25 protein-coding genes and 2 riboswitches are annotated in these 25,468 nt (G+C 73.8%); of the genes, 15 read left to right on the top strand and 10 right to left on the bottom strand.

The features are described from left to right. Positions 1-44: 44 nt before the first annotated feature. Together LXM90_RS15570 and LXM90_RS15565 are read right to left on the bottom strand one after the other, a co-directional pair. A complete protein-coding gene (locus tag LXM90_RS15570; protein WP_020095525.1) occupies positions 45-1,184 on the bottom strand; it encodes a pyridoxal-phosphate dependent enzyme in 1,140 nt (379 codons plus the stop codon). A gap of 154 nt (positions 1,185-1,338) precedes the next feature. Next, on the bottom strand, positions 1,339-2,601 hold the full coding sequence (locus LXM90_RS15565; protein ID WP_020095524.1) for a D-amino acid dehydrogenase: 1,263 nt from the start codon (positions 2,599-2,601) through the stop codon (positions 1,339-1,341). 65 nt (positions 2,602-2,666) lie between these two features. Beyond that, positions 2,667-2,776, bottom strand: a riboswitch (glycine riboswitch). Between the two features lie 3 nt (positions 2,777-2,779). Further along, positions 2,780-2,882, bottom strand: a riboswitch (glycine riboswitch). Positions 2,883-3,078: 196 nt separating this feature from the next. Here LXM90_RS15565 and LXM90_RS15560 point away from each other — a divergent pair. The 3 genes from LXM90_RS15560 to LXM90_RS15550 all read left to right on the top strand — a co-directional run bounded on the left by LXM90_RS15560 (position 3,079) and on the right by LXM90_RS15550 (position 4,563). Continuing rightward, positions 3,079-3,414 (top strand): ethyl tert-butyl ether degradation EthD, encoded by a 336-nt coding sequence (locus tag LXM90_RS15560; RefSeq protein ID WP_020095523.1) that lies wholly within the window; start codon positions 3,079-3,081, stop codon positions 3,412-3,414. Positions 3,415-3,602: 188 nt separating this feature from the next. Continuing rightward, entirely contained in the window at positions 3,603-3,860 is a 258-nt protein-coding gene (locus LXM90_RS15555; RefSeq protein WP_026605306.1) for a hypothetical protein, read from the top strand. 97 nt (positions 3,861-3,957) lie between these two features. Beyond that, positions 3,958-4,563: a glutathione S-transferase gene (locus LXM90_RS15550; RefSeq protein WP_020095521.1), complete on the top strand. Its 606-nt coding sequence runs from the start codon at positions 3,958-3,960 to the stop codon at positions 4,561-4,563. A gap of 51 nt (positions 4,564-4,614) precedes the next feature. Here the strand turns inward: LXM90_RS15550 and LXM90_RS15545 are convergent, their stop codons facing one another. Then, complete coding sequence (locus LXM90_RS15545; protein WP_020095520.1) at positions 4,615-5,088, bottom strand: DoxX family membrane protein; 474 nt, start codon at positions 5,086-5,088, stop codon at positions 4,615-4,617. Between the two features lie 394 nt (positions 5,089-5,482). Here LXM90_RS15545 and LXM90_RS15540 point away from each other — a divergent pair, with 394 nt between their 5' ends. Beyond that, the gene (locus LXM90_RS15540; RefSeq protein ID WP_020095519.1) at positions 5,483-6,355 is read left to right on the top strand and encodes a glycosyltransferase family 2 protein; all 873 of its coding nucleotides are present in this window, start codon (positions 5,483-5,485) and stop codon (positions 6,353-6,355) included. Positions 6,356-6,432: 77 nt separating this feature from the next. Here LXM90_RS15540 and argE read toward each other — a convergent pair whose 3' ends face one another. Further along, positions 6,433-7,665 carry an acetylornithine deacetylase gene (gene argE / locus LXM90_RS15535; protein WP_020095518.1) on the bottom strand — a complete coding sequence of 411 codons (1,233 nt, stop codon included), beginning with the start codon at positions 7,663-7,665 and terminating at the stop codon, positions 6,433-6,435. A 261-nt stretch (positions 7,666-7,926) separates the two neighbouring features. On the opposite strand from argE, the gene LXM90_RS15530 reads away from it, so the two are divergent. From LXM90_RS15530 to LXM90_RS15500, 7 genes are all read left to right on the top strand, one after another. Beyond that, complete coding sequence (locus LXM90_RS15530) at positions 7,927-8,277, top strand: hypothetical protein (protein WP_020095517.1); 351 nt, start codon at positions 7,927-7,929, stop codon at positions 8,275-8,277. A 67-nt stretch (positions 8,278-8,344) separates the two neighbouring features. Next, a complete protein-coding gene (locus LXM90_RS15525) occupies positions 8,345-9,211 on the top strand; it encodes an alpha/beta hydrolase (protein WP_020095516.1) in 867 nt (288 codons plus the stop codon). 189 nt (positions 9,212-9,400) lie between these two features. Next, a complete protein-coding gene (locus LXM90_RS15520) occupies positions 9,401-11,326 on the top strand; it encodes a sensor histidine kinase (protein WP_020095515.1) in 1,926 nt (641 codons plus the stop codon). A gap of 365 nt (positions 11,327-11,691) precedes the next feature. Beyond that, positions 11,692-12,045: a hypothetical protein gene (locus tag LXM90_RS15515; RefSeq protein WP_020095514.1), complete on the top strand. Its 354-nt coding sequence runs from the start codon at positions 11,692-11,694 to the stop codon at positions 12,043-12,045. Positions 12,046-12,213: 168 nt separating this feature from the next. Then, entirely contained in the window at positions 12,214-12,891 is a 678-nt protein-coding gene (locus LXM90_RS15510; RefSeq protein ID WP_020095513.1) for a carbonic anhydrase, read from the top strand. A gap of 2 nt (positions 12,892-12,893) precedes the next feature. Continuing rightward, on the top strand, positions 12,894-14,474 hold the full coding sequence (locus tag LXM90_RS15505; RefSeq protein WP_020095512.1) for a SulP family inorganic anion transporter: 1,581 nt from the start codon (positions 12,894-12,896) through the stop codon (positions 14,472-14,474). A 366-nt stretch (positions 14,475-14,840) separates the two neighbouring features. Continuing rightward, positions 14,841-15,215, top strand: a complete 375-nt coding sequence (locus LXM90_RS15500) for a hypothetical protein (protein ID WP_026605302.1) — start codon at positions 14,841-14,843, stop codon at positions 15,213-15,215. Positions 15,216-15,256: 41 nt separating this feature from the next. Here LXM90_RS15500 and LXM90_RS15495 read toward each other — a convergent pair whose 3' ends face one another. The 3 genes from LXM90_RS15495 to LXM90_RS15485 all read right to left on the bottom strand — a co-directional run bounded on the left by LXM90_RS15495 (position 15,257) and on the right by LXM90_RS15485 (position 17,514). Then, complete coding sequence (locus LXM90_RS15495) at positions 15,257-15,472, bottom strand: hypothetical protein (protein WP_020095511.1); 216 nt, start codon at positions 15,470-15,472, stop codon at positions 15,257-15,259. Between the two features lie 165 nt (positions 15,473-15,637). Beyond that, complete coding sequence (locus LXM90_RS15490; RefSeq protein WP_020095510.1) at positions 15,638-16,297, bottom strand: hypothetical protein; 660 nt, start codon at positions 16,295-16,297, stop codon at positions 15,638-15,640. Between the two features lie 122 nt (positions 16,298-16,419). Then, the gene (locus tag LXM90_RS15485) at positions 16,420-17,514 is read right to left on the bottom strand and encodes a replication protein RepA (protein ID WP_020095509.1); all 1,095 of its coding nucleotides are present in this window, start codon (positions 17,512-17,514) and stop codon (positions 16,420-16,422) included. 890 nt (positions 17,515-18,404) lie between these two features. Between LXM90_RS15485 and LXM90_RS15480 the strand changes: the two genes are divergently transcribed. Together LXM90_RS15480 and LXM90_RS15475 are read left to right on the top strand one after the other, a co-directional pair. Then, positions 18,405-19,250, top strand: coding sequence for a TrmH family RNA methyltransferase (locus LXM90_RS15480; protein WP_083916122.1), 846 nt, complete (start codon positions 18,405-18,407; stop codon positions 19,248-19,250). A 198-nt stretch (positions 19,251-19,448) separates the two neighbouring features. After that, positions 19,449-19,703: a hypothetical protein gene (locus LXM90_RS15475; RefSeq protein WP_026605300.1), complete on the top strand. Its 255-nt coding sequence runs from the start codon at positions 19,449-19,451 to the stop codon at positions 19,701-19,703. Between the two features lie 286 nt (positions 19,704-19,989). On the opposite strand, the gene LXM90_RS15470 is transcribed toward LXM90_RS15475, so the two are convergent. Next, positions 19,990-22,038 carry a methyl-accepting chemotaxis protein gene (locus LXM90_RS15470; protein WP_020095506.1) on the bottom strand — a complete coding sequence of 683 codons (2,049 nt, stop codon included), beginning with the start codon at positions 22,036-22,038 and terminating at the stop codon, positions 19,990-19,992. Positions 22,039-22,140: 102 nt separating this feature from the next. Continuing rightward, entirely contained in the window at positions 22,141-22,500 is a 360-nt protein-coding gene (locus LXM90_RS15465) for a winged helix-turn-helix transcriptional regulator (RefSeq protein WP_020095505.1), read from the bottom strand. A gap of 109 nt (positions 22,501-22,609) precedes the next feature. Here LXM90_RS15465 and LXM90_RS15460 point away from each other — a divergent pair, with 109 nt between their 5' ends. Both LXM90_RS15460 and LXM90_RS15455 read left to right on the top strand, forming a co-directional pair. Next, entirely contained in the window at positions 22,610-23,629 is a 1,020-nt protein-coding gene (locus LXM90_RS15460; RefSeq protein ID WP_020095504.1) for a zinc-binding alcohol dehydrogenase family protein, read from the top strand. 10 nt (positions 23,630-23,639) lie between these two features. Next, positions 23,640-24,065: a cupin domain-containing protein gene (locus tag LXM90_RS15455; RefSeq protein ID WP_234080764.1), complete on the top strand. Its 426-nt coding sequence runs from the start codon at positions 23,640-23,642 to the stop codon at positions 24,063-24,065. Positions 24,066-24,069: 4 nt separating this feature from the next. On the opposite strand, the gene LXM90_RS15450 is transcribed toward LXM90_RS15455, so the two are convergent. Further along, positions 24,070-25,248, bottom strand: coding sequence for an MFS transporter (locus LXM90_RS15450; RefSeq protein ID WP_020095502.1), 1,179 nt, complete (start codon positions 25,246-25,248; stop codon positions 24,070-24,072). Positions 25,249-25,468: the final 220 nt, after the last annotated feature.

Genomic DNA, 25,468 nt, shown 5'->3' with positions numbered 1-25,468 from the left:
TGTCCTCCTGAACGCGTGCGGATCTCGTGGCGGGGGGAGCCGGGTTACGGGGCGAGGCCCAGAAGCTCGGCGATGCGCGGCGTCGCCTTGATGCCGGTGCCGGTGAGCACCACCACGGTGGTCTCCTCGGGCCGGATCGCGCCGCGCGCGGTGAGGTCGGTGAGCGCCGCCGCCGCCATGGCGCAGGTCGGCTCGACGTAGAGGCCCGACCGGGCGAGCTCCATCAGGGCCGCCTCGATGGCGTCCTCGGAGACCGCCACGGTGCCGCCGCCGGAGCGGCGGAGCGCCGCCAGCACCTCCCGGCCGCGGACCGGCTGGGCGATCGAGGCGCCCTCCGCGAGGGTCGGGCGGGGCGTCACCGGCACGAAATCCTCCGCGCCGGCCTCGAACCCCGCGTGCAGGGGCGCGCAGTGGGCCGGCTGCACCGCGTAGAGCCGCGGCAGGCGGGCGATCTCCCCCCGGCGCAGCAGCTCCGAGAAGCCGATATCGCAGCCGAGGATGTTGCTGCCCGCGCCGCAGGGGATGATGACATTGTCGGGCGCGCGGAACCCCAGATCCTCCCACAGCTCGTAGGCGAGGGTCTTGGTGCCCTGGAGGAAATGCGCCTGCCAGTTGTGGCTGGCGTAGAAGATCGAGTCTGCCTGCCGGACGGCCGCGTCGGCGGTGTCCTGGCGGGAGCCGGGGATCAGCTCGACCTCGGCGCCGACGGCGCGCATCTGCACGGTCTTGGCCGGCGAGGTCGAGGCCGGGACCAGGATCTTGGCCCGCATCCCGGCGGCCGCCGCGTAGGTCGCCACCGCGGCGCCGCCGTTCCCGGAGGAATCCTCCAGCACCGCGTCGATCCCCTGCTGGCGCAGGATCGACAGCATCACGGCGGCGCCCCGGTCCTTGAAGCTGCCGGAGGGCGCGAACCACTCGAGCTTGAAATGGGCGTGGCCGCCCCGCCAGGGCCGGCGCACCAGCGGGGTGCAGCCCTCGCCCAGCGTGACCGGGTCGGCCACCGCCACCGGCAGGGCGGCGGCGTAGCGCCAGAGGGAGCGCCGGCCCGTGTCGATCTCCGCCCGCCCGATTCCCGGCAGGTCGGTGATCATCAGCGGACCGCCCGTCTCGGAGCGCCAGCGCGGCGTCTCGATCGGGTAGGTCGCCCCGGTCGCGGGGTCGAGATAGGCGGGAGACGAGGGCATCGCGGCTCGGGTTCCGGGGTGGTTCGGAAAGAGAATACAAAATAATCTTCGACGGCGCGCCCCCTGTTCGAGGATGGGACGGCGCGCCGCGCTGCGCGTCAGGGCTCCGCCCTGACAACCTGCCGAAGGGCCTCGGGCCCTTCGGAGACCCGGGTCAGGCCGCGAGCGGCAGGATCGTCGGCTCCGGGGCGTGCTCGGCGGCGACCGCCCCGGCGACGAGCTCGGCGGTGGCGCCCGAGAGGGTCCATCCGAGATGGCCGTGCCCGGTGTTGTAGAAGATTCCGGGCAGTCGGCCGCGGCCGACCTTGGGCAGCATGGTCGGCAGCATCGGTCGCAGCCCGCTCCAGGCCACCACCCGGTCGGTGTCGACGCGCGGGAACTGCTCGCGGGTCCAGTCGACCAGCGGCTCGATCCGGTCGTGGCGGATGTCGCGGTTGAAGCCGTTGAACTCGGCGGTGCCGGCGACCCGCAGGCGCTCGTCGCCGAGGCGGCTGGTGACGATCTTGGCCGCCTCGTCGAGGATGCTCACCTCCGGGGCCGCCGCCTGCGCCTCCGGGGTCAGCAGGTTCACGGTGATCGAGTAGCCCTTCACCGGGTAGACGTTGACCCGGTCGCCCAGCATCGCCGCGAAGTGCCGGCTGGCGCAGCCCGCGCAGACCACCACCGCGTCGGCCCGCAGGAACCGCGCGTCGCCGGCCGGCCGGCCCGCTTCGCGCCAGCCGACGGCGTAGCCCCCCTCCCCGGGCGCGATCGTCTCGACGCTGGCGTCCTGGACGAAGCGGACGCCCTTGCGCGCGCAGGCGGCCGCGAGGCCGCGGGTGAATTTGTGGATGTCGCCGGTGGCGTCCGAGGGCGTGAAGAAGCCGCCGTGGTAGCGCCCGGCCAGCGTCGGCTCGATCGCCTGGATCTCCTCGGGGGTCACGGCGTAGCGCTCCAGGCCGCCCTCCCGCAGCAGGGCGTTGACGGCGGTGGCCTTTTCGAAGCTCGCCCGGTCCCGGTAGAAGTGCAGGATGCCGCGGGTCTTCAGGTCGAAGTCGATCCCCTCGGCCTCGGCCATGGCGAACAGGGCCTCCCGGGCCTTCAGCGCCAGCCGCACCGTCTCCACGGTGTTCTCCCGGTAATGGGCGATCTCGCGGACGAACTCGGCCATCCACGACAGCTTGTGCCAGGAGGGCTTGGGATTCATCAGCAGCGGCGCGTCCCGGCGCAGCATCCAGCGCAGGCCCTGCATCACCGTGGAGAGCTTGTTCCAGACCTCGGCGTTGCAGGCCGAGAGCTGGCCGCCATTGGCGAAGGAGGTCTCCATGGCGGCGTAGCGCTGCCGATCGAGGACGGTGACGCGGTAGCCGCGCTGGGCGAGCGCGTAGGCGGTCGTCACGCCGGTGATGCCGGCGCCGATCACGGCGATGTGGGTCATGAGCTTGGACTCCGGGACTGGACGCGTGGAGGCCGCCCTCGAGCGGTCGGCCGGTTGCGCGCCCCATCTGTCCCGGTGCCTGAGAGCTTGATCCGACCCGCCCTGGCGAGGCGAGGCACGGACGTCCCCTTCGGCGGGTGCCCACGGTTTCAGCCCGCTGCACCACTCTCCAGATCGCCCTGACGACACGGTTCCGGTGCCTGAGAGTTTCCGGGGCGGTTGCTCCGTCGGCGCCGGGTCCCCTCTGCTGGGAAGATCCCGGTCTCTCCCGCATCGTCACGATGGGCTGTCCCTGAATACGCCGACCGGCCGCGGGGGAGAAGCCCGTCCGTCCCGCCGGCGGCCGATTCCGCCGACAGCCGGTGCGCGTTGTCACCGCCGGAGCGCTGCCGGAGCGCTGCCGGATCATCGCGGGGAGCAATCCCCGCCGCCGGCGGTTGACCCGGGGGTTTGACGGGGACTTCCGGGGGACGGCCGATGCTGACCAGGACCGCGATCTACGAGGGCACGGTGCGCGACGGGCGGGAGGAGGAGTTCTTCCGCCGGGTCCGGGACGAGCTGGAGCCGTTCTGGCAGCGGTTCCCGGGCGTCACCGCCGTGCGGGTCCAGCGCCTCGTCTCCAAGGACGACGACGCGCGGCCGATCGCCATGATCCTGGAGATGGACTTCCCCGACCAGGCGGCCCTGGACGCCTGCCTCGCCTCGTCGATCCGCCCGGAATCGCACGCCGCCACCGAGGCGGTGATGCAGATGTTCGACGGCCGCTTCTACCATCTGGTCAGCGCCGGACGGACCTTGTCGCTGGTGGATTGAGATCAGGTCCCGGGACGCCGATGACCGACCATATTCACCGCCGTATTTACCGTACATAAACCGAGACTGACAGATTCATATCTTCTAGAGACGAAACTATTCGCCTACACACCAGTCGAACCAACCCTCTTAAGGGTCTCGGTGCAGCTTGTGCCCGAGCGACACCCTTGGTTCAGGCGGACGGCGCGATGGCGAAGTGGATACCTGGCGCGGCCGTCTTCGGTCTCCTGTGCCTGATGATCATCCCGGCCCCCGGGATCTGGGGCGTCCTGATCGGGGCCGCCTGCGTGCTCGCCATCGTCGGCAGCCTGTGCATGCTCGTCCTCGATCGGGTGGCGAGCGCCATCCTCGTCTGGCGCCAGCGGGTGCGGGTGCGACGCCCGAGTTCGGGCCGGAGCCGCAGCCGGGTGGTCCATGCCGGCTCCAGGGTGACCCGGAAGGTCTGAGCCTCCGGCGGGGCGCCGGGGACTGGATTCCCCGCGGTATCGGTGCAAGGTCCCGGCGCCGCGATCACGGCGCCTGAGACCAAACCGGGACGGTCCGATGAAGCTCCTCTACTCCCCCGCCTCTCCCTACGCCCGCAAGGTGCTGGTCCTCGCCCACGAGACGGGACTGATCGACCGGATCGCCGTCACCGTCGCGGGGGCCTCGCCGACCGGCCCCTCCGCGGAGGTCGCCGCCCACAATCCGCTGGGCAAGATCCCCGCCCTGGTGCTGGAGGACGGCACAGCCCTCTACGACAGCCGGGTGATCTGCGAGTATCTCGACAACCTCTCCGCCGGCCCGCGCCTGTTCCCCGAGGGCGCCGCCCGCTGGGACGCGCTGACCCGGCAGGCGCTCGCCGACGGCCTGCTCGATGCGGCGCTGCTCACCCGCTACGAGCGGGTGCTGCGTCCCGAGCCCCACCGCTGGGACGCCTGGGAGGCCGGTCAGGTCGGCAAGGTCCGCGCGGCGCTGGACCGGTTCGAGAGCCTGGTCGGCGGGATGCCGGCGCTGGATATCGGCACGGTCGCGCTGGGCTGCGCGCTCGGCTACCTGGACCTGCGCTTCCCCGATCTCGCGTGGCGGGAGGGCCGCCCGGCGGTCGCCGCCTGGTACGCGGAGTTCGAGGGCCGCCCGTCCATGGAAGCCACCGTGCCGAAGGGCTGAGGGCCTCGCCGCGCCGAGCCCCGCAGATCGAGCCCCGCAGACCGCGCCCCGCTACGGCCGGGCCCGGTCGGCGATCGCGTAGGGATGGGTCGATCCGAGCGGATCGGCGAGGAAGTCCTGGACCGTCCCGGCGCCGGTGCCGAAGGTGATGAGCAGGAAGCCGCCCGCCAGCGCGAAGTTCTTCAGGAAGTCCCAGAACAGCTCGCGGCCCCTGCCCCCGGCCCAGAAATCCCCCGGCACCCAGAACTGCTTCCACAGCAGCGCCGTCACCCCGCAATAGCCGGCGAGCACGAAGGCGGCGGCCCGGTCGGCGGTCCCGGTCAGGATGCACAGCGACATCCCGATCTCGACGCAGAGCCCGATCAGGATCAGCGCCGCCGCGGGCGCGGTGGCGTGCACGGCCTGCCGCGCCTGCCCGACCGCGCCCCTGAAGTTCAGGATCTTGTCGAGGGCGCTGAACGGCAGGAACAGCAGCACGAGGAGCAGGCGGACGCCGAACGTGATCGCGACGCTGAGGCTGGCCATGCTCTGAAGGGTCTCCCTCAACCCGGCCCGGTGCGGACCGCTGATCCAAGGCGGTGATCCAAGGCGCTGATCCAAGCCGCGAGCGGCGCGAAGGTTTCCTCCGCGGCGGGCCGGTGCCGGCCGGGAGGGGCTCTGCCGCCCGGCATGCCGCGCTTCTTCGAGCGAGGGTGGCATCGCGGCAACAATGATTCAAGCCGTTTCGCGAAAATAATGGAACACCGGAAATTTCCGGAATTTCGGATCGATTTTCGGCCGATCGATCGATCTCGATGTATACAGTAGCTCGAAACTTTTTCGATCATTATTGAACTCAACCCGAACCGATCGTCCGAGACTTGACAGGCACGGTCCCGTCTCGGCTCCAGTTCTGCAAGTCTCTCTCGGTCGACGCGCGGTGATCACGCGTGACGGCGCGCAGATCGGGGGAACCGGACCGCAAACCGTATCCGCAGAACCGGCGAGCCTTGACCATGCGAATCGCGTCATCACGCCGTCGCGGCTCAAACCCTCGACCCTGGCCGGAGAGGCCGGCCCGTACTTCCTGGAGCACGCGATCGCGAGCGCCAACGCCCAGGAGCTCGACCGGCCGGCGACGATCCACTTCTTCGTCGGGACCGATCCCGGGACCGAGATCCCGGCACGGCTCGCCGCGCACCCGCAGGTCACCTTCGCGCGCGGCGCGCGCAAGGGCCAGATCCCCGCGCTGAACGCCGCCATCGCCGCCGTCGACGACAGCTGGGACCTCGTCGGCTTCCTCGAGGACGACGATCGCTGGCTGCCGCCCTATCTGGGCGTCGCCGTCCGCGCCCTGGACCGCTTCGATTTCGTCTCCTCGACGCAGCTCGAGACCGACGAGGCCGGCGAGGTGGTGCGGATCAACGACTTCGCGACGCCGTCGGGCTGGTTGATGCGGCGGACGACCTTCGCGCAGGTCGGCGCGATCAGCCCGGCCGCGAAGTGGCACTACGACAACGAGTGGCTCGGCCGCCTCGCCGAGACCGGCCTGCGCCGCGCCCACCTCGTCGAGGCGACGGCGCCCGTCACGCTGCAGCATGCTTCCCTGGTCCGCCCGTGGCTCGCCAACGTCCTCCAGCTCGGCGGCCCCAACGTGCAGCTCGCGCGCCACGGCTTCGTCCTGCCGCTGGTGTGCCGCCTCGTGCATCCGGGCTCCGGAAGCTCGGATGTCGGCCAGGGCGGGACGTCGAGGGCCGAGAGCGAGGCCGAGTACCGGCGGCTGGTCGACCGCTTCGGTCGCATCCCCTGGTGAGATCGCCCTGGTGAGATCGCGCCGCGCGGCGGAGGCTCCGCGGACCGGCGGCGCGCCCGACCGGCGCGGAGGCCGGTTCAGCCCGGGAGCGCACCCTGGGACGCCGCCGCGGAGCCGGTCACGCAGGCGCCGATCAGCTGCCGCACGAAGCCCGCGCAGGCCGCGAGTTCGTCCCGGGTGACGTACTCGTCCGCCCGGTGGGCGCGCGCGATCGAGCCCGGCCCGATCACCACGGCCGGCACGCCGCCGAGCCGCTCGAACAGCCCGCCCTCCGTGCCGTACGAGACCTTGGCGTGGCCGTTGCGGCCCGCGAGGCGCTTGGCCAGGGTCACGATCGCCGCCTCCGGATCGGTGTCGAGGCCCGGATAATCGATCAGCGGCTCGACCGCGACGCCGCAGGCCGGATCGCCGGCCCGCATCAGCGGCGCCAACGTCCCGGTGGCGTAGGCGATCGCGGACGCCGCCAGCGCGGCGGCATCGTCCGCGCCGATCGCCCGGTACTCGAACTCGACGCTGCAGCTGTCGGGCACGATGTTGAGCGCCGATCCGCCCCGGACCACGCTCGACAGGCCGGTGGTGTGGGGCACGTCGTAGAGCGCGTCGCGGGCGCCGTCCCGGGCGATGGCCTCCGCCGACAGGCGGACATGCTCGATGAAGCGGGCGGCGTACTCGACCGCGTTGACCCCCTGGGGCGCCAGGGCCGAGTGGCTGGCCTTGCCGCGGAAGGTGAGGCGGGCGGCCGATTTGCCCTTGTGGCCGACCACCACGTCCATTCCGGTCGGCTCGCCCACGAAGCAGCCGAGCGGCCGCGGCACGCGCTCGAGCATCCGGGCGATCAGCGGGCGCACGCCGAGGCACCCGATCTCCTCGTCGTACGAGATCGCGATGTGGATCGGGGTGGCGAGTTCCGCCGCGACCATCTCGGGCAGGAGCGCGAGGCAGACCGCGAGGAACCCCTTCATGTCGGAGGTGCCGCGCCCGTAGAGCCGCCCGCCCTCCTCCCGCAGGACGAACGGGTCCGACGACCAGGGCTGGCCGTCGGTCGGCACCACGTCGCTGTGGCCGGAGAGCACGTAGCCGGGGCGCGTCTCGTACGGTCCGACGCTGACCAGCAGCGCCGCCTTCCGGCCCGTCGGATCCGGCACCCGCTCCACCGCGGCGCCGAGGTCGCGGCAATAGGCCTCCGCCCAGTCGATCAGAGGCAGGTTCGAGCGGGCGCTCACCGTGTCGAAGGCGACGAGCGCGGCGAGCAGCGCCGCCGGATCGGGCGTGCCGGGGCGCGGCGTGGCGGTCTGTGCGGACTCTGTCATGGATCCCATGTCGTGGGGAGGCCGTGGGGAGGTCTTGGCTGGGTCTTGGCTAGGTCTTGGCCAGGTCTTGGCCGGGCCGCGGCCGGCACACCGACCCTCCCGAATCGGTTTCGGAGGGGCGCGGAGTCCGCCGGAGTTCTCGGCCTTCCGGGGATCCAGGGCAATGCCCGGCCCGGCCGGCGCCGCTCCGGAACCGGGACGACGTTCGGGCGTAGCCGCCGGGTAGGGCCCCTTCGGCCCGCTCGTCCCGGAGCCCCGACCATGCGTCCCGGTCCCGCCCCGATCCTCGCCGTCCTCCTGTCGACGCTCCTCTTGTCGACGCTCCTCTTGCCGACGCTCCTCCTGCCGACGGCCCCGCTGCTGGCCGCCCCGGCCGAGGCCCGCCGGCAGGCCGGTCCCCACGCCGGGCGACCGCATCACCGCGCGGCCTCCGACATGGACCTGACCCTCGCCCGCATGGCGGCGCGCGACCGGCCGCTCTGGCGGGTCTGGCAGCGGCCCCGGCCCCTCGCCCGCACGGTCGCGCCGGCGACGCGCGAGCGGGTCGCGGCGCCGCCGCTCACGGGCTGGGGCTACGGCGGCACCGTCCCGGGTGCCGCGCCCGGCTTCTGAACCGCCTCGACCCGGGCCCGGCCGCCTGCCATGGTGCGGGCGACCGCAGCGGCCCGAGACGGACACGATGGTGCTGGAGTTCCGCCTGGACGATCCGACCCCCGCGGATCCGCGCCGCCGCTGGGACACCCTCGCGCAGGAGGCGCGGGACGCCTGCTACGACAACACCCGCGCGGTGGCCGACAGCGCCGCCCAGGTGGCCGCCCGGGACGCGGCCTCGGCCGCCTATCGGGCGGCGCATCCGGCCGGCCTCGACGTGCCCTACGGCCCCGGCGCCCGCAACGCCCTCGACCTCTACCCGGCGCGGGACGCGGCGGCGCCCTGCCTGGTCTTCATCCACGGGGGCTACTGGCAGCGAGGCGCCCGGGAGCTGTTCGCCTGCTTCGCGGAGGGCCCGAACGCCGCCGGCTGGTCGGTGGCGATGGTCGGCTACACCCTGGCGCCGGAGGCGAGCCTTTCCCGGATCGTGGCGGAGATCGGCGCGGCCCTCGACTGGCTGGCCGCCCACGGGGCCGCGCGCGGGATCCGCGGTCCCCTGATCCTGTCGGGCTGGTCGGCGGGCGGGCTGCTCACCGCGATGCAGCTCGGCCATCCGGCGGTGGCGGCGGGTCTGGCGATCTCCGGCGTCTACGACCTCGCGCCGATCCGCCAGACCTCCCTGGACGCCAAGCTGAGCCTCACCGACGGCGAGATCGAGACCCTGTCGCCCCTGCGGCTCCCGGTGATCGCGAAGCCGCTCTGCATCGCCTACGGCTCCCGCGAACTGCCGGCGCTGATCCACGACGCCCGCAACCTGCACGCCCTGCGGGCGGCGGCCCACGCCCCCGGCTCCCTGCTGCCGGTCCCCGGGGCCGAGCACTTCTCGGTGCTCGACGCCCTGCGCCGGCCGGGCGGGCTCCTGGTCCGGGCGGCCCACGCCCTTCTCGAGGACTGAGGCCCCGGCCGGCAGCCCGGACCGCACCCAGACGCCGGGGGACGACGGGGTGCAGATTTGCAACTCCCGATAGAAATTCTGCATCGCCGAGGCCCGTTTCCGCCTTGCTGAGGCCTGCCCCGCGTGCTGAGACGGGATCGCGGGCACGATCTCCCTCCACCGGGAGCCGGCCGATCCCAGGGAGATCGGATGCAAGCGGTCGCGCGATCGGAATCCCTTGCGGCGCCCTGCGCCGGCCCCGCGGACCGGACCGGCCGCCGCGGCGGATGGCGTGACCGGTGGCGCGCGCCGCGGCTGCGCGTCGTGCTGGCCCTGGGTTTCGGCACGCTCGGCTTCCTGACGACCCTGACGCTCGCCGCCCTGGTGAGCCGCGAGGCGACCCGACGGCTCGAGGCGGAGGTCGGCGGCCAGCTCGCCGAGATCGCCGGTCAGATGGCCCGGGGCCTCGATATCGGGATGTTCGAGCGCTGGCGCGACATCCAGATCGCCGCCGCCTCGGACAGTCTGCGCGATCCCGGGACCGGAACGGCCGCCAAGCGCGCCGTGATGGAGCGGCTCCAGGCGACCTACCCGGCCTACTCGATCATCGGGCTGATCGACGCCGACGGGCGCTTCTCCGTCACCAGCACCGGCGCCCTGGAGGGCGCCGACGTCTCCGGCCGCGACTATTTCCGCGGCGGCCGCGCGGGCCCCTACGTGGGCGACGTGCACCCGGCCAAGCTCCTCGAGGCGCTGATGCCCCCGGACGAGGCCGCCGCGCGCGCGGCGGCGCGCGAGCCCCTGCGGCTCCTCGACGTCGCAGCGCCGGTGCGGGCGACGGACGGCCGCGTCCTCGGGGTGCTGGCCGCCCATCTCGACTGGACCTGGGCGCGCGACATGGCCCGCATCCTCGAGGCTGGCCTCCGGGGCCACCGCCAGGGCGCCGAGATCCTGATCCTGTCCCGCGACGGCACCGTGCTCCTCGGGCCGCCCGCCCTGCAGGGCGCCCCCCTGCCCCGCTCGGTCCTGGCGGGCGGCCGGCCCCTCGATCCGGAGGGCACGAGCCGGGTCGGCCCCTGGCCGGACGGCGCCGCGTATCTCAGCGCCCGCGCGTCCACGGCCGGCCACCGCGACTATCCGGGCCTCGGCTGGCAGGTTGTGGTGCGGCAGACGGCCGACCGGGCCCTCATCTCGGTGGCGGCCCTGCGCGGGGGCATCCTGGCGGCGGGCAGCGCGGTGGCCCTCGCGGCGGCGCTGCTCGCGTGGCTGCTCGCCGGCCTGATCGCCCGCCCCCTGCTGGATCTGGCGGTCGCGGCCGAGACCCTGGGCCGCGACCAGCCCCTGCCGACGCTGCCCCGCTCCCTCGTGCGCGAGGGCGCGATGATCGCCGACGCCCTCGCGGCGGCGGCGGACGAGCGGGCCCGGCGCGCCGAGACCCACCGGCTGCTGATCGACGAACTCAATCACCGGGTGAAGAATACCCTCGCCACCGTGCAGGCGATGGCGGCGCAGAGCCTGAAGAATCTGGGCGCCGGCGCGGCGGCCGGGCGCGACGCCTTCGAGGCGCGGCTCCTCGCCCTGTCGCGCGCCCACGACATCCTGACCCGCGAGAGCTGGGCGAGCGCGGATCTGCGCGGCATCGCCGCCCAGGCGGTGCGGCCCTTCCTGGGTCCGGACCCCGTGGGCGGCGATCCGTCGAACCGGGATTCCTCCGGTCGGGAGACTTCGGATCGTGACCCTGCGGACCGGGACGCTCCGGGTGCGAACACCCCGCGCATCACCCTGGACGGCCCCGACCTGCGGCTGCCGCCCGAGGGCGCCCTCGCGCTCACGATGATCCTGCACGAATTGTGCACCAACGCGGTCAAGCACGGCGCCCTGTCGGTTCCGGGCGGGCGGGCCGCGCTGGCCTGGACGGTGGAGGCGGGTCCCGACACCGAGACCCTGCGGCTGACCTGGCGCGAGTGCGGCGGCCCGCCGGTCGTCTCGCCGTCGCGGAAGGGGTTCGGCACCCGCCTGCTCGAGCGGGGCCTCGCCGGAGGCAGGACCGCCAGCCTCACCTACGAGGCCGGCGGCCTCGTCTACGTGGCGGCCAATCCCCTGCCCGCGGCGCGTCTCCACACCGGACGGGCCTGACCCCGCTCCGGCCCGGGCGACCGTCGTCCCGACCGCACCCGACAGCGCGCGCGTCCGCGGTGCGAGGGCGGCCGCGCGGCCCTGCGCGCCGCGGACACGCGCCGGAAGGACACGCGCCGGAAGGACACGCGCCGGAAGGACACGCTCCGCGCCGTCGGCGCCAGATCTGTCCTTAATCCCGGCCGCTCTCTCAAGATGGACAAAGACGTGCGCGGACGCACACGATAGTACTTACGCCACGGATTAAAGCTTTCGTCGATACAATGTGCCGATGCGCACACGCTATTCCGAAAATGTAGACTAGGGTCGACTTATCGGCAGGGATGCGGTGTCCCTCGCCACAAGTCGAACAGCGAGGAAACGTCATGATCCAGTCCCGCACCCAGTCCCGACATCTCCCGGTTCGCGGCCACGCGGCCGGTCCCGCCTTCGGCCTCGCCCTCGGCCTCGTGGTCGGAATCCTCGGAGCGCCCCTGGCGGCGCAGGCGGGCGAAGGCGGCGGCGGGAGCCGGCAGGCTGCCGGCGGCGGCCACATGAGCTCCTACATCAACGACCCGCACCACGACCCGCGCTCGCTGCACTCGCAGCGCTCCGGGTCCGGGCAGCTCCTCGGGGCGCCGATGGTTCACGACAGGGCTGGGGCCACCGTGGCGCGCGGCCAGGTCGTCGACCCGCACTGGGCCTCCGGAACCGCGGAGCGCCGCCGGGTCCGTCGCTGAGACGTCGGAGGCCGGGCCTCCGACGCGACACCCGACACGTCACCCGACACCGAGACCCGCCGCCCGGCCCCTCCGGCCGGGCGGAGCCGACCGAACACCGCTGCGCGCTCCGGCGCATCGCCCTTCCCCGCTCTCGCCTTCCGGTTCTCCCGGCCTCAGGGACCCTTCATGAACAACCTCATCCAGGGCATCGCCAGCTTCCAGGGCAGCGTCTTCCCCGGCCAGCGGCAGATGTACCAGCAGCTGGTGCGCGACGGTCAGCACCCGAGCGCGCTGATCATCGCCTGCGCGGATTCCCGGGTCTCGCCCGAGCACATCACCCAGGCGGGACCCGGAGACCTGTTCGTCTGCCGCAACGCCGGCAACATCGTGCCCCCGGCCTCCGACGTGGTCGGCGGCGTCTCCTCGGCAATCGAGTACGCCGTGGTGGCCCTCGGCGTGCGCGACATCGTGGTCTGCGGCCACTCGGATTGCGGCGCCATGAAGGGGCTGATGAACCGGGACCTGCTCAAGCGGATGCCCAGCGTCGCGGCCTGGTTGCGCCACGCCGAGGCCGCCGAGCGGATCGTCTGCGAGGCCTATCCCGAGGGGATGGACGCCCAGGCCCGCCACCACGCCCTGGCCCTGGAGAACGTGGTGGTCCAGCTCGCCAATCTGCGCACCCATCCGAGCGTCGCCGCCGCCCTGGCCAAGGGATCCCTGCGGCTGCACGGCTGGTTCTTCGAGATCGAGACCGGTGCCCTCCTGGCCTACGACGGCGCGAGCGGGCAATTCCGGCCGATCGCCGGGGCCGACATGCCCGTGGCGCAGGATTCCTCCGCCAGCAGCCGCCTGCAGGCGGCCTGACCATGCGCGCCCCCGGCCGCCTGACCACGAGCCTGCAGAGCGCCCTCGCCCCGGACGGCGCCGTCCGGGCGAGCCTCGCCCGGGACCTGCCCGCCTCCGTGGTGGTCTTCCTGGTGGCGCTGCCCCTGTGCATGGGCATCGCCATCGCGTCCGGCGTGCCGCCGGAGCGCGGCCTCATCACCGGCATCGTCGGCGGCATCGTGGTCGGCCTCCTCGCCGGCTCGCCGCTCCAGGTCAGCGGGCCCGCCGCCGGGCTCGCCGTGATCGTCTACGGGTTCGTGCAGGCGCACGGTCTCGACGCCCTGGGTCCCGTCCTGGTGGTGGCGGGCCTCGTCCAGCTCGTCGCCGGCGCCCTGCGGGTCGGCGGCTGGTTCCGGGCGATCTCGCCGGCCGTGGTGCACGGCATGCTGGCCGGCATCGGGATCCTGATCGTGCTGGCCCAGATCCACGTCCTGACCGACGCCCTCCCCCGGGCGAGCGGCCTCGACAACCTCGTGGCGATCCCGGCCGCGTTCTTCAACTTCGTCAGCGGCACGGGCGACCGCACCGGGGCCGTGATCGTCGGCGGGATCACCATCGCGGCGATGATCGCCTGGGAGCGGCTGCGCCCGGCGCGGCTCCGGCTCCTGCCCGGGGCGCTCGTCGGCGTGCTGGCGGGCAGCCTCGTGGCGGGATTCGGGGATCTCGCCGTCAAGCGCGTGGCGGTGCCGGAGGCCCTGTTCTCCGGCCTCGCCCTGCCGGCGGCCGAATCCTGGGCGCGCCTCGCCGAGGCCGAGATCCTGGTCATGGCCCTGGTGATCGCGGTGATCGCCAGCGCCGAGAGCCTGCTCTCGGCGGCCGCCGTCGACCGGATGCACGACGGTCCCCGCACCCAGTTCAACCGGGAACTCGGCGCGCAGGGCATCGGCAACCTGATCTGCGGGCTCGCCGGCGCGCTGCCGATGACCGGGGTGATCGTGCGCTCCTCGGCCAACGTGCAGGCGGGCGCCGTCAGCCGCGCCGCCACGGTGATGCACGGGACCTGGATCCTGGCGTTCCTGCTGGTGCTGCCCTGGCTGCTGGCCCTGGTGCCGACCGCGAGCCTCGCCGGCATCCTGGTGGTCACCGGCTGGCGGCTGGCGAGCCCGGCCCACGCCCTGCACCTGCAGGCCCGCTACGGCTGGCTGACCGCGGCGATCTGGCTCGCCACGATGGCCACCGTGGTGGCGGTGGACCTGCTCACCGGGGTGCTCACCGGCCTCGCCCTGAGCCTGATCCAGGCCCTGCCGAGCCTGCGCAAGGGACGGCTCCGGATCGAGCACGCGGCGGCCCCCGAAGTGCCCGGCGTGCCGGAGCTGCGCCTGTCGGGAGCGGCGACCTTCCTGCAGCTGCCGAGCCTCACGGCGGCCCTGGAGCGGACCCCCGCGGGCGGCGAGGTCCGCCTCGCCACCGACAACCTCGCGGCCATCGACCACACCTGCCTGGAGATGATCGGCGACTGGGCGAGCCGGCGCAGCGCCGGCGGCAGCCGGATCGCGGTGGTGGGCGGGTCGGGTGTCCCGCACGACCGGCTCGCCGCCGCGGTGGCGGCCCCGGCGCACTGAGGACCCTGGCGCCCTCCGCCGGCGGCGAGACCCGTCGGGCGGAGGGCGCGCCGCCCACCCGGGGCGGTTCGCGGCGACACGGCCCGAACCGACGGCCCGAAACGACGGCGCGGAGCCGTTCCCGGCGCGATCGGGAGCGGCTCCGCGCCGCGTCCGCACCCGGTCGCCGGGCCTCCATTCCCGGACGACGGCGGCCCGCCGCGCGGGCCGTCAAGGCTGTCCGCCTCCGGGGAGACGGCGATCTTCAAAACCGGTTAATCCTGAATCTTCGCGCCCCTTTAACGAGCGGGAGGCCAGACTCAGCCTCACGGCAGGTCCGGCCCGCGGGACCGGCCGGCGGAATGGTTCTCGTCAGGAGCTTCGTCGATGATCAGGTTCCTCGCGGCCTCGGCCGCCTGCCTGGTCCTGTGCGGCGCCGCGGCGGCGCAGGACATGCCCGGCCTCGCGACCCTGAGCCCGCCTGACCCGGTGCAGCCGGTGGCGGCGAGCCCCGCGCTCCCGGCACCGGACGGCGCGGTCGCGCCGGGATCGCGAGCGGAGGCCGGCCCCGATCCGGTCGCGCTCCGGCCCGCGCCCGGCCGGGTGCCCCTCGGCGGCCTCACCCTCCGCGGCACCGCCGCCGACCCCGCGCAGACGACCGCCAGCCTGAAGGTCCCGGCGACCGGCCCCGGCGCGTCCAAGCCCTGGTGCGCGCAGGAGCGCCGGATCGGCACCGGTCAGGGCTTCTGCCTGGTCAACTGAGCGGCCCCTGATGGGCCAAGCGGCCGGATCGGGCGGCCGGATCAGGAGGCCGCGTAGACGGTGACCTCGTCGAAGATTCCGCCTTCCGGCGCGTAGTCGAGGGACGCGACGAGAAGCACCAGCACGGCCGCGCCGACCGCCGTGACGGCGAGGAGCCGCGTGATCAGATCGGCGTGGGCGCGGGCGACGTGGATCAGCGCGCAGCCGAGCATGAAGGCGCAGACCTGCGTGGCCGGCGCGGCGAGCGCCGCGGTCATCGCGCCCGCCCGATCATCCGATCACGGCCGATCCTGTCCATGCACGTCCTCCCCGGCCGGGACGCCGTCTGCCGGCGCGCAGCCAAGCAGATCGCCCGTCGCGGCGCCCCCCCAATATGGGGGAGCCGGCGGGGTCCGGCCTCACGTCTTCGTGACCGGCGCCCCTCAGGCGGGCTCCGGCCCCGGCCATGCCGGGGCGGATCCCGGGATGGATGCCAGGGCGTAGGTGGCCTCGGCGACCCGGTTCAGGGGGCCGCCCGGCCCGGACCGCTTCCACAGGCGCGTGTTCAGGGCCGCCACCGGATCCCGGCCGGGAAGGGTGAAGCCCTGCCCGGCGAGCACCTCCAGGATCTCGGCCGCGTGCAGCGGCCGGCCCGCCCGCGCGATCGCCGCGCAGGCCGCCTGCACCACGGCCCGGCCGTAGCGGCGGGCGCCGGCTGCGTCCTCCGTGAAGGCGATCGCCGGCGGGATCGGTCCGGCGGCGCCGACGGGACCGGGCGCCCCCGCGGACCGCGCCGCCGGACCGGCCCGCGCGCCCCAGTGCCCGGGGGCCGCGCCCGCCGCGTCGGCAAGCGATCCGGACCGGGCCTCTAGGACGTCCCGTACGTCCCGCCCCCGCGGCGGCTCGTCGGCCGGGTCTCGGCGTGGCCCTGCCGGCGGTTCGGGCTTCGGGGCCGGGTCCGGCCGCGCGTCCGCTCCACCGGCCGCCAACCGGCGGCCGAGCTCCTGGTAGAGGACGAGATCGGCGATCTCCCGATCGAGCGCCTCGCGCTGGCGTCGCAGCGCGGCGAGCCGCGCCGCGATCTCGGAATCCGACAGGGCCACGTGATGTTCCTTCCAGGCGGACGGAACACATATCTCATTCCGCGCCATTCAGGGAATAGCCACCGTCACATATTCCGTCAGGCAGCCATTCCCTGAGGGAATGAGAGGCAGCGATCCCTGTTCTATTCCTTGAGGCGTTTCCGTATTCCCTTAGCCGCAGGGCGAGGCGGCACGAGCAGCGTGCTGGGATCGGCCGGGTGCAGGGTCAGCCCGCCGTCGTCGAGCACCAGCGGCAGCCGCGGAAACACCTCGCGCAGATGCGCGAGATCGGCCTTGAACGCCTGGCGGAAGCTGCGGATCGAGGCGTTCTCGGCCCCGAACTGCGCGTGGAGGTTGGCCCAGGTCAGGCGGAGCGGCCGCTGCAGGGACCGCAGGCGGTAGCCGGTCCAGAACAGCAGGTCGAGCTTGCGCGCCGAGCCCGAGAAGGCCCGGGCCGCCCGCAGGTCCACCGGCAGGGCGTGCCGGATCAGGGTCTCGTAGAATTCGGGATCGAAGCGCACCGTGCGGCCGGCCTCGTCGTCCCCCTCCCCGGCGCGGGGGCGCCACAGTTCGAGGCTGCGGAACGGCGGGACGTTGAGGGTGGTCGCGCTGTCGCGCCCGTCCCAGAGGCCGATCTGCATGGAGCAGGCGGCCAGCCGGTTCAGCTGCTCCTTGAACTGGCGGATGGTGCCCCGCTCGCCCCCCGTGACCGCGAAGCCCATCTCCCGCATGAAGCCCGACAGGGTCTCGGCCACCTTCACGGTGGGGCTGCGCTGGCGCACGGCCTCGGTGCAGAGGTGCAGCAGGACCAGCCGGGCCTTCGGGCCGTAGGGCAGCCCCTGGGGCTCGAAGGCGCCGGTCTCCGGGTCCTTGATCCGGCCGGCGATCAGGTTGAGCGAGTTGCGGCCGTAGCTGCGGGAGAATTCCCGCACCGGCCCGGGGTCCCGGTAGGGCAGGCCGCACAGCGCCAGGACCGAGTGGATGTGCTGGAGGCTCGACGGGACGGCCGGCTCGTTCTCGATCACGAGGCGCACCGCGTCGCGGCGGCGCTGGTCGCGGGACAGCCCGGCCCGGCGGCTCTCCTCCTCCCCCAGGAGGGCGGCCTGTGCGTCGCGCTCGCGCTGACGGTGCAGGACGTGCTCGACGATCTGCGCGAACAGGAAGCCGCCGCGCGCCGCCTCGATCTCGGCCCGCAGGTCCGAGTCGTGGATCCCGGCGATCTTCTCCTCGATGCTCATCGCCCCTCGGCCCGCGGTACACGGGCCGTCGATCCGCCAGGCGGACGGACGGCCCGATCCTGCCATGCCACGATTCGCCCGCCGCGGCCCCCGTCCGATCGGCCTTGTCCCGGCTATCCACGCTTCCCCGGTCGCGGGGATACGCCCGAAAGCGGGCCGACACTGCTCCCTTCACGGCCGGCTCCCGGGCCGGCACGCGCAGAGTTCGATACGGGACCCCCTCTCCCGGCGATCCCACGCAGAGTCCGATACGCGGGACCGCTCGATGTCCGTCCCCGTTATTCACCGCTCCGGGCCCGGATTCGCGCCGAATCGGATACGCCGCCGCGCAGATTCCGATACGCCGACCGGCCGTCCGGGCGCAGAATCGGATACGCCGCGACGCAGAGTCCGATGCGGGCCGGCGCAGAGTCGAATGCGCGAATGCAGGCCAAGGCCTTGGCACAGATGCGGAATTCGACACCCCATATAACTTGCTGAACTGACTCTCTGAGAGATTCGTCCAGATAATCTTCCTACTGCGAACCAGCCCGTTCGTTCTGACGAACGACCGTGTCGCGCCCGCACATGCACAGGTCACAAAGGGAATATGAGTTCGTTTTCCACATTCCTACGCGGGGCGACCGTCCCGACTTGACGGGTCGGCGACGGAATCCGGTGCCGTGCCGGCGCGCTCCGTCGATCGTCCTGGCCCTGGATCCCCGAGGGCTGCCGGCAGTTCCCGGTGTGATGCCGGCTTGACGCGCGCGATGCCGCCCGGTTTCTCGGCTCCTTCCGACAGGGCCCTCAGAGAAGAGCGCGCCGATGCCCCCCTTGCCCGAATTCGTCTGGCCCAGCCTCGCCCGACCCAGCCTCGCCCGACCCAGGGCCCCTTCGCCGATCGCGGCCCGATGACGGATCGCCGCGACGACGCCCGGCCGCCCGGCGGACGCCCCGCCCGGCCCCGCCCGCACGGGCCCCGGCGCCCCGCCCCCCGGTCCGGAGGTCGCCCGGGCGGGGCGTCCCGCCCGTGGGAGGAGGGCGGCGACGGGCCGACCGTGCTCTACGGGTGGCATCCCGTGGTGCAGGCCCTGGGCAACGCCCAGCGCGGCCTGCACCGGCTGCTCGCCACCGAGAACGCGGCCGCGCGCCTGGAGGCCGAGTTCGGCGGCGCCGTGCGGATCACCCCGGAACTGGTGCGGCCGAGCGACATCGGCCGCCTGCTCGGCCCGGACGCCGTCCACCAGGGCCTGTACCTGGAGGCCGAGCCCCTGCCCGCGCCCGGCCTCGACGACCTGCCCGCCGACGCGCTGCTGCTGGCGCTCGACCAGATCACGGACCCGCACAATGTCGGGGCGATCGTGCGCACCGCCGCGGCCTTCGGGGTCGCCGGGATCGTCACCACGGCGCGCCACGCGCCGGGCGCCACTGGAGTCCTGGCGAAATCCGCCTCCGGCGGCCTGGAGCACGTGCCCTTCGTGACCGTCCGGAACCTCGCCGAGGCCCTGATCGCCCTGGGCGAGCGCGGCTTCACCCGGGTCGGCCTCGATTCGGACGCGCCCGAGAGCCTCGACGCGCTGACGATCGCGCGGCCGCTGGTGATCGTGCTGGGTGCCGAGGGCAAGGGCCTGCGCGAGCGGACCCGGGGCTGCTGCGACGTCCTGGCCCGGATCCCCTTCTCGGGCGCGATCCGCAGCCTCAACGTCTCGAACGCCGCCGCTATCACCCTCTACGCCCTCGGCCGCGCGAGAGACTGACAGGGGAGCGACAGGAACCCGCCGGGGCCGTGACGGACGCGCGACGGGGACGCGGCCGGACCGGCACCCGATCGGTCCCGGCGAGACACGTTCGGAAACACGGAACCGCCACCGGAAGCCCTTCTTCCGCCTAGGCAATCTTCGCAACTTCCCGTAGAATAAGTCGCGAGGGGGGCGTCGTCTCGAGGGCTGCGCCGGATGTTGGACGATGCGTTTACCTACGGCGGCTGGGTCCTCGGCCTGATCGCCGTCGGCGTGTGGATCTGGCTCGCGCGGCGCGCCTTCCCGAGCTTCGAATCCTTCGTGACGGGCTTCGACGACGAGCTCCAGCTCGGCGCCAGCCCGGAGGAGCGCGCGCGCAGCGCGCGCTGGCGTCAGGTCCGTCAGGCCGCCATGGCCCTGACGGCCGTCGCGGCCCTGTGTCTGTCGATCGGCTTCGCGATTCCCGACTGATTCTCGACTGATTCCCGACGGGGCCGGAAACCCGGAGGCGATCCGGCCCGGATCCCGCGCTGAAGCCCCGGGGTTTCGGGCGTGCACCGTCCCCGTGCCCTCTCGCGGCCGGCGCGGGGCCTTCGTGGCGGTGGGCTCGTTCGGCCTCGAAGCCCTGGATCGCCGTGCCGCCCAGGGAGCGCGGCGTGTCGTGGCGGCCGCAAGCCCGTCATCGGTTCCCCGGGCCGCCTGGCGCCGAGACGGTTCCCGACACCGCCAGGGGGCTCGACCCGCCGGAAGCCTCTCTTCAGGCCGCGCGGACCCGGGCCAGGAAGCCTTCGACGGCGCCGCGCAGGTCGCCCGCCTGCCGGGACAGGTCGGCCGCCGCCCGCAGCACCTGGGCGGAGCCCTGGCTCGCCGTGCCGGCCGCCGCGCCGACACCCGCCATGTGGCCCGAGACGCCGCGTGTGTCCTGCGAGGTCTGCGCGGTGGTCCGGGCGATCTCCGCGGTGGCCGCGCCCTGCTGCTCGACCATGGCGGCGATCTCGGCGCCGATCCGCGCGAGGTCGCGGATCACCGCCGTGATGCCGCCGATCGACCGGACCGAGGCCTCGGTCGATCCGGTGATCTCCGCGACCTTGCCGGCGATCTCCTCGGTGGCCCTGGCGGTCTGCTCCGCGAGCGTCTTGACCTCGGCGGCCACCACCGCGAAGCCGCGGCCGGCCTCCCCGGCGCGGGCCGCCTCGATGGTGGCGTTGAGCGCCAGCAGGTTGGTCTGGCCGGCGATCTGCGAGATGATCGCGACGATCTCCCCGATGCTGCCGGCCGCCTGGGCGAGGCGGTGGACTTCTCCGGCCATGCCGTCGGCGCTCCGCGTGGCGTTCGCCGCGAGGTCCGCCGAGGACCCGACCTGCACGCCGATCTCCCGGACCGAGGCGGTGAGCTCCTCGGTGGCCGCCGCCACCGTGTCGGCCGAGCGGGCGGCCGAATCGGCCGACACCGCCACCGCCCGACTCAGATCGGTCGTGTCCTGGGCGGCCCGCGCCATCCCGTGCGCGGAGGCCTCCAGCTGGGCCGCCGCCGCCGAGACGGCCTCGACGATCCCGCCGACCTGGCGCTCGAAGCTGTCGGCGAGGCCGAGGGCGGCCGCGCGCTGGGCCGCCGCGGTCTCGGCGGCGAGCCGCTCCTGCGCGGCCCGGGCCGCCCGGCGCTCGGCGACGCTGTCGCGGAACGCCAGGGCGGCCGCGGCGATCGCCCGGACCTCGCGCGGCCCGCCGGTCGGGATGGTCAGGTCGGCCGTGCCCGCGTCCCGGCCGATCGCGGTCAGCACCCCGGCCATCCGGGAGAGCGGCCGGGCGATGGCCGTGCCGAGCCAGACCGCGAGGCCGGCCGAGAGGGCGAACAGGGCGAGCCCGCCGGCGGCCCAGAGGGCCAGCATCCGCTCGGCGCGGGCGTGCGCCGCCCCCGCGGCCGCCACCAGGTCGGCGGTGAGCCGATCCTCCACGCCCTTGAGGGCGTCGATCCGCTGCGAGGCGAGGCGGAACCACCCCGGCGCGTCGCGGAAGGCCGGGGGCGTCCCCGGCATCGTCTCCTGCACGCCCGCGCGCAGGCGGGCGACCGCGCGGGACGGCTCGGTCGCCTCCGCGGCGTCGAGCAGGCTCGCCTGCCCCGCTTCGGCGCCGGCCCGGAACAGGCCGGCATAGGCCGCCTGGTCGGCCGCGAGGGTCGCGAGGCGGCGGGCGGCCGCGAGGTCGAGGGTGCCGGAGGCGAAGACCGCCGAGGCGGCGGCCCGCTCCTGGCCGGCGGCCTCCTTCAGCGCCAGGAAGGCCGCGTAGGCGTTCGCCCGGGCGGCGAGGCCGGCCTCGTCGATCGCGCCGCCCATGGCCCGCACCAGGCCGAGCCCCTCCCCGATCAGGCCCGTGTAGTAGGCCACGGCCTGCGGCGGGGCCGCCGTCAGGGCGTCGACCGCCCGGCGCTGCGCGGCCAGCCCGGTCAGCGCCCGCGCGAAGCCCTCACCGCGCGCCTGGAAGACCGGCCCGAAGCCCGTCGCGGCCTTCATGGCCTCGGGAAGCCCGGCGAGGGCCGCGTCGGTGCGCACGCGCTGGGCCGCCAGTTCCGGGCCGAACTGCGCGCCCTTCGCGCCCAGGAACAGGCTCGAGGCGCCGCGCTCCCGCTGGGCCTCGTGCACGAAGGCGCTGATCCGGGAGGCGAGGCCGACCAGGCCCTCCACCCGGCCCATCTCGGCGCGGCGCGCCCACTGGTCCGACACGGCGAGGCCCGCCGCCCCCGCGAAGGCGAGGCACGGGGCGAGCGCCACCGCCAGGATGCGGGCGCGGAGCGAGGCGAGGATCGGCATCGGAAGTTCTGGAACCGTCCGGCGGGAGATGCGCCACCTTCCGGCCAAGTCATAAAGATCCGGTTATGTGGTCGCGCCCATATTCGGCACCGGTTTGCCCAATCAGGCGGCGTTTTGAGTCGTATCTGCCAATTCCGCGTGCAGATCACCCCAGGTCTTCAGCGCGCGGATGACCGGATCGAGGGACCGCCCCCGCTCGGTCAGGCTGTATTCCACCTTCGGAGGAACCTCGGCGTAGACCGTCCGGGTGATCAGGCCGTCGGCTTCCATTTCGCGCAGCTGGTTGGTGAGCATGCGCTGGGTCACGCTGGCGAGGCGCCGCCGGATCTCGTTGAAGCGCAGGGTCCCCTCCAGCAGGTGGTAGAGGATCACGCCCTTCCACTTGCCGTCGATGAGCCGGAGCGTCGCCTCGACGGCGCAGCCGGGGCTGCAGGCGCCCGTGTGGCGGCGGGTGCGGGGCATGGGCTGTCTCCGACGGTATCATTTCCGGCACTAGTGGCGTTTTATGTGCGTACTTGCGGCCCGTGAAGGCGGGCGGCATCTCCTGCGGCGACACTCCGAGGAGATCACCATGCGCGCCGTCGGCTACCGCAAGTCCCTGCCGATCACCGATCCCGAGGCCCTGGTCGACCTCGACCTGCCCCAGCCCGAGCCCGGCCCGCGCGACCTGCTGGTGAAGGTCGAGGCGGTCTCGGTGAACCCGGTCGACACCAAGGTCCGGCGGCGGGCCGAGCCGGAGGAAGGCGGCACCAAGGTGCTCGGCTGGGACGCGGCCGGCACCGTCGTCGCCGCCGGCGCGGAGGTCCAGGGTTTCGCCGCGGGCGACGCGGTGTTCTACGCGGGCGACCTCACCCGGCCGGGGACGAACGCCGAATACCATTGCGTCGATGCCCGCATCGTCGGGCACAAGCCGGAGAGCCTCGACTGGGCGCAGGCCGCCGCCCTGCCGCTCACCGCGATCACCGCCTGGGAGACCCTGTTCGACCGGCTCGACGTGGACAAGCCGGTGCCGGGCGCGGCCCCGGCGATCCTGATCGTCGGCGGCGCGGGGGGCGTCGGCTCGGTGGCGATCCAGCTCGCCCGGGAACTCACCGACCTCACCGTGATCGCCACCGCGTCGCGGCCTGAGACGGCGGCCTGGTGCCGCGACCTCGGCGCCCACCACGTGGTCGACCATTCCAGATCCCTGGCGGCGGAGGTGGCGGCCCTGGGGATCGGCGCGCCGGGTCTCGTCTTCTCCACGACCAACACCGACGCCCACCTCGCCGCGATCGTGGAGCTGATCGCCCCGCAGGGCCGCCTCGCCCTGATCGACGATCCGGAGCGCCTCGACGTCGGGCTCCTCAAGCGCAAGAGCCTGTCGCTGCACTGGGAGTTCATGTTCACCCGCTCGATGTTCGCCACCGCCGACATCGCCGCCCAGGGGGCGCTCCTCGACGAGATATCCCGCCTCGTTGATTCCAGGCGCCTGCGCACCACCCTGGGGGAGCATTACGGGCGGATCGACGCCGCGAACCTGCGGCGCGCCCACGCGCTGGTCGAGAGCGGGCGCGCCAGGGGGAAGATCGTGCTCGAAGGGTTTTCCGATTGAGGAGGACGTGATGGCGGACGCGGCGGGGACCGGCCTCTTCGACGTGACGGCGCTGGCGGCGGGTCTGCCCGACAGCGCCGAGACCCTCCTGGTCGACACCTTCCTGACCGACCGGGAGGCGGCGAGCGCCCGGGTGTTCCGGATCTACCGGCCGACCCCGCCGCACTATCACGCCACCTGCGACGAGTACCTCTACTGCCTCTCGGGCCGGGGCCGGGTCTGGCTGGGCGATCCGGCCGCCGAGACGGCGTTCGGCCCGGGCCAGCTCCTGTTCTTCGAGAAGGGCACGGTCCACGCGATGCCGGTGCTCGAGCCCGGGGACCCGGTGGTGTTCCTGTCGATCGACACGCCCCGGCGGGCGCCGACCGACATCGTCTTCGTGAACCCGGAGGACGGGACGCCCGCCACCTTCATGGCGCGCAACGCCGAGGCGTGAGGGGTCACACCCGCAGGGACCGGCCGGCCGCCGCCACGCCGAGGAGCAGCGCCGCCACGATCAGCAGGGACGCGGGCAGGCCGAGCGCCTGCGCGGCGAAGCCGATCAGCGCGGGCCCCGCCAGCACCCCGGCATAGCCCAGCGTCGTCACCGCCGGCACCGCCACGCGCGCGGGCATCGCGGTCTGGCGCCCCGCCGCCGTGAACAGGACCGGGACGATGTTGGCGCAGCCCGCCCCGACCAGGGCGTAGCCGGCGAGCGCCGCCTCCCAGGCCAGGATGACGACCGAGAGCGCGAGGCCGGCCGCCGCCAGCAGGCCGCCGAGGATCACCACGGGCCGCCGGCCGAGGCGGGCCACGATCGCATCCCCGCCGAGCCGGCCGGCCGTCATGGTGACCGAGAAGGAGGCGTAGCCGAGCGCCGCCCAGGCCGGATCGAGCCCGCGCTGCTGGATCAGGAACACCGCGCTCCAGTCGAGGGCCGAGCCCTCGGTCAGGAACACCACGAAGCAGAGCAGGCCCAGTACCAGCACCGGGCCGCGGGGCAGCGCGAAGGCGGGCCCGCCGCTTCCCCCTGTCCCGCCGGCCGGAAGGATGCCCGGCCAGGCGGCCGCGAACAGGGCCACGATGCCGGCGACCAGGATCAGCACGCTCCAGCCGGCGCCCAGGCCGGTGCCCATCAGGACGCTGGCCAGCAGCGCCCCCAGGATGCAGCCGAGGCTGTAGAGGCCGTGGAAGCCCGACATCATCGGGCGCCCGGCGGCGCGCTCCACCGCGACGGCCTGCAGGTTCATGACGCAGTCCACCGCCCCCATCCCGGCCCCGAACAGCAGCAGCGCCCCGGTGAGCGGCACGAGCCCGGAGCCCACGGCCAGCACCGGCAGGGCGAGGCCGATCGCGAGCGTGCCGGCGAGCAGGACCGGCCGGAAGCCGAGCCGCGCGGCCGCGGCCCCGGCGCTCGGCATCGCCAGGATCGAGCCGACGCCGAAGGTGAGGAGCAGCAGGCCGAGCCCCGCCGCGTCGAGGCCGGCGCGGTCCTTCACCAGCGGCACCAGGGGCGCCCAGGTGGCGTTGGCGATGCCCACGATCAGGAACAGCAGCCGCGTGGACAGGCGCTGCTGGGTGGCCGTGCGGTCGTCGGAACCGCGGAGGGCGGCCGGATCGGTCGCGTCGCATGCTGGCATCGATACCTGTCGGGATGTGGATCTGAGGGCGGGATACGGCGACGTGGATCTCGGCGCCCGCGGTGCAACACCGAAGGTGGGCCAAGGTTTGGCGAATCGAGCTACGGCGAAGCTGGGGCCACCGGACTCCGATCGCGGCCGCTGGCTCCACCGCGTCATCGCTTCGCTGCGCTCGCGAAGACGGTCGCGCGTTCACCGAGCGGTTGCCGACGTACGCGTT

This window comes from Methylobacterium oryzae (assembly GCF_021398735.1).
Taxonomy (GTDB): domain Bacteria; phylum Pseudomonadota; class Alphaproteobacteria; order Rhizobiales; family Beijerinckiaceae; genus Methylobacterium.
The sequence above is the reverse complement of the archived record's forward strand: the minus strand, read 5'-3'. Positions and strand labels throughout refer to the sequence as shown.